This is a genomic window from Streptomyces sp. S3(2020), assembly GCF_013044505.1.
Taxonomy (GTDB): Bacteria; Actinomycetota; Actinomycetes; order Streptomycetales; family Streptomycetaceae; genus Streptomyces.
This window is the reverse complement of the sequence record NZ_JABERD010000426.1, coordinates 1-3,436: the sequence shown is the minus strand read 5'-3', so window position 1 is coordinate 3,436 and position 3,436 is coordinate 1. Positions and strand designations below refer to the sequence as shown.

General features: G+C 69.2%; 3 protein-coding genes. All 3 read left to right on the top strand.

The genetic code is table 11. The features are described from left to right. Positions 1 to 253 precede the first annotated feature (253 nt). Complete coding sequence (gene hemB / locus HLK59_RS49040; RefSeq protein ID WP_171148178.1) at positions 254 to 1,252, top strand: porphobilinogen synthase; 999 nt, start codon at positions 254 to 256, stop codon at positions 1,250 to 1,252. 376 nt (positions 1,253 to 1,628) lie between these two features. Beyond that, positions 1,629 to 2,432, top strand: a complete 804-nt coding sequence (locus HLK59_RS49035) for an SAM-dependent methyltransferase (RefSeq protein WP_171148177.1) — start codon at positions 1,629 to 1,631, stop codon at positions 2,430 to 2,432. A 61-nt stretch (positions 2,433 to 2,493) separates the two neighbouring features. Then, on the top strand, positions 2,494 to 3,436 hold a 943-nt coding region (locus HLK59_RS49030), incomplete at its 3' end, for a PLP-dependent aminotransferase family protein (protein WP_171148176.1).

Here is a 3,436-nt window from a genome sequence, read left to right as displayed (position 1 = left end):
CCGCGGCGGGCGTGCGACGGGCAACGGCACAGTCCAGACCTCGCGCACACGGGGGTGAGGGCGACAGGCGTCGGGGCCGACGCGCGTCCCGCGCAGCAGGACGGGGAGGACAGCGGAGCGCCGGAACCGCGGCGGCCGACGGCGGAGAGCGGAGCGATGCGGGGTCGCACCCCGACGCCATGGGCCGGCGTTGAGGCGTTCGGCCGACGGCTCGTCGGCAAAGGGGCTGTCGGGGCGGGCGTAGCGTAGGGGTATGACGACGTATGGATCCTTTCCCGGTAGTCGGCCGCGGCGGTTGCGGACCTCGGCTGTCATGCGGCGGATGGTCGCTGAGACGCGGTTGCATCCTGCTGACTTCATCCTTCCCGCCTTTGTGCGGGAGGGCGTGAGTGAGCCGGTGCCGATCGAGGCCATGCCGGGGGTTGTGCAGCACACCCGGGACAGTCTCAAGAAGGCGGCCGCCGAGGCTGTCGAGGCCGGGATCTCCGGGATCATGCTGTTCGGGGTGCCTGAGGAGTCCAAGAAGGATGGCCTGGGGACGCCTGGGACCGATCCCGACGGGATTCTGCAGGTCGCGTTGCGGGATGTGCGGGCCGAGGTCGGTGATGAGCTGCTCGTGATGTCTGACCTGTGTCTCGACGAGACCACTGATCACGGGCACTGCGGGGTGCTGGACGACGAGGGGCGGGTCGACAATGACGCCACCTTGGAGCGGTACGCCGAGATGGCTCAGGTGCAGGCCGATGCCGGGGCGCATGTCGTCGGGCCCAGCGGGATGATGGACGGGCAGATCGGGGTCGTCCGTGACGCCCTTGACCAGATCGGGCGGGAGGATGTGGCCATCCTCGCGTACACCGTGAAGTACGCGTCCGCGTTCTACGGGCCCTTCCGGGAGGCTGTCGGGTCCTCGTTGAAGGGGGACCGGAAGACCTATCAGCAGGACCCCGCCAACGTGCGGGAGTCGTTGCGGGAGTTGGCCCTCGATCTGGAGGAGGGGGCCGACATGGTGATGGTGAAGCCTGCCGGGCCCTACCTCGATGTGCTGGCCCGGGTCGCCGACGCCGTGGAGGTGCCCGTCGCCGCCTATCAGATCTCCGGTGAGTACTCGATGATCGAGGCCGCCGCGGAGAAGGGCTGGATCGACCGGGAGCGGGCCATCCTGGAGGCGCTGACCGGGATCAAGCGGGCCGGGGCGCAGAACATCCTCACCTACTGGGCTGTTGAGGCTGCTCGGATGCCGGCGGTTCGGTAGCTGTTCTCGTCGTTGTCGTCTGTGTTGTTGAGGTTGATGGGCCCTCGTCGCGTAGGCCCTCGCCGTCCTCGCAGCCCGTCAGGGTGAGCGTGGCCAGGACGACCGTCAGCGCTGCCAGGAGGCGGCGGGGTGCGCGGGTGTGCGTGTTCGCTGACACCGGCATCGGCAGGGGCCTCTCTGTCGGTCGGCTGTGAGGAGTGGCCTCAGCCTGGTGCCTGGGTGGGTGTGATGACCATAAGGTGCCTCGCGATGTGGGACGGCCGGACTGCGGGATGGCCTCTGACCTGCGGGGGTGCTATGCCCCGGTGGAGTGTCGTGGGACGCGGGAAACGGGAGTCCGCTGTCTCGGCGGCCTTCGCGGGCTAGCTTGTTGGTCATGAGCATGGAGATCGACACCACCAAGGCGCATCCCGCGCGTGTCTACGACGTCTTCCTCGGCGGCACCGACAACTACCCCGCCGACCGTGAGGCCGCCGCCGCGGCGCTCGCCGCCAATCCCCGCGGGTATCTGGACGTGCGGCACAACCGCGACTTCATGCGGCGGGCCGTCACCGAGCTCGCGGAGCGGGACGGGATACGGCAGTTCCTCGATGTGGGGACCGGGTTACCGACCGCGGAGAACGTCCATCAGATCGCCCAGCGGATCCATCCCGAGTCGCGGGTCGTGTACGTCGACAACGATCCCGTCGTCCTCGCGCATGCGCGGGAGCTGCTGAGCGGTCGTCCCGAGGGGCGTACCGACTATCTCGACGCCGACTTCGAGGACCCGGCGCGGATTCTCGAACGGGCCGCCGAGACACTGGACTTCGGCCGGCCCGTCGCGTTGTTCCTGGTGGCTGTTCTGCATTTCGTGGAGGACGAGGTCGCCTATCCCGTGGTCCGGGAGCTCGTCGCCGCGCTGCCTCCGGGGAGCCGTGTCGTGCTCAGTCATCTCACGCTGGATCTCAACGCGGCGAACATGCGGGCCGTACAGGAGACGTACACCGCTCGTGGGTTCTCGTTCGTGCTGCGGTCCAAGGGGGAGGTCGAGCGGTTCTTCTCCGAGAGCGGGCTGGAGGTCCTGGATCCCGGAGTCGTGCCCGTCCATCGGTGGCGGCCGGACGGGGCGGCGCCCGCCGAGATCGGTGATGTGACCGACGCGGACATCAATGTGTACGCGGGTGTCGGGCGCACGGGCTGATCTGATCCCGGATCCTGGAAAGCTGTTTGTAGGCGACATCTATATCTCTAGGGTGCTCGGCATGACCCTTACGAGCACCTTCGCCGCCTTGCCTTCGCTCGCCTCGCGCGTCCGGTCGACCGGTGGGTCGGCGGTACGGGAGATCCTCGCCGTCACCGCACGGCCCGAGGTCGTCAACTTCGCCGGTGGGCTGCCCGCGCCCGAGCTGTTCGACCGGGAGGGTGTCGCGGCGGCGTTCCGGTATGTGCTGGAGGAGATGCCGGGGCGGGCCCTTCAGTACTCGACGACCGAAGGGGGGCCGGGGCTGCGGGAGGTGCTGGCGCGACGGACGGCGGTGCGGGGGCTGGACACCGGGGCGGATGAGCTTGTTGTCACCACCGGGTCGCAGCAGGGCCTGTCGTTGGTCGCCGCCGCGCGCGTCGAGCCGGGGGACACCGTGCTCGTCGAGGACCCCTGCTATCTGGCGGCACTTCAGGTCTTCGGGCTGGCGGGGGCGCGGGTCGTCGCCGTGCCGGGGGATGCGGAGGGGCCCGATGTCGGTGCCCTCGCCGAGCTTGTCCTTCGGGAGCGGCCGAAGTTGTTCTACACCGTCCCCACTTTCCAGAATCCCAACGGGCGGACCATGTCGGCCGAGCGGCGGGCCGGTGTGGCCGAGGTGGCGGGGCGGTGCGGGGTGTGGATCGTCGAGGACGATCCGTACGGGGAGCTGCGGTTCGAGGGGGAGCGGCTGCCGTGGATCGCCTCGTATCCGGGGGCCGAGGATCGGACCGTGCTGCTCGGGTCCTTCTCCAAGGTGATGGCTCCCGGGCTGCGGCTGGGGTGGTTGCGGGCGCCGAGTGCGGTGCGGCGGGCCTGTGTTGTCGCCAAGCAGGCCGCGGATCTGCATACGCCGACCGTCAACCAGCTTGCCGCGGCGCGGTATCTGGAGGTGCGGGATCTCGATGCGCATGTGGCTCGGGTCGCGGGGGTGTATCTGTCGCTAATACACGTCTCCGAGCCGAAGG

What these genes read in the sequence shown, in the direction of transcription:
- HLK59_RS49035 (WP_171148177.1), top strand. Translation starts at nt 1,629, where the DNA reads ATGAGCATGGAGATCGACACCACCAAGGCGCATCCCGCGCGTGTCTAC.
- hemB (WP_171148178.1), top strand. Translation starts at nt 254, where the DNA reads ATGACGACGTATGGATCCTTTCCCGGTAGTCGGCCGCGGCGGTTGCGG.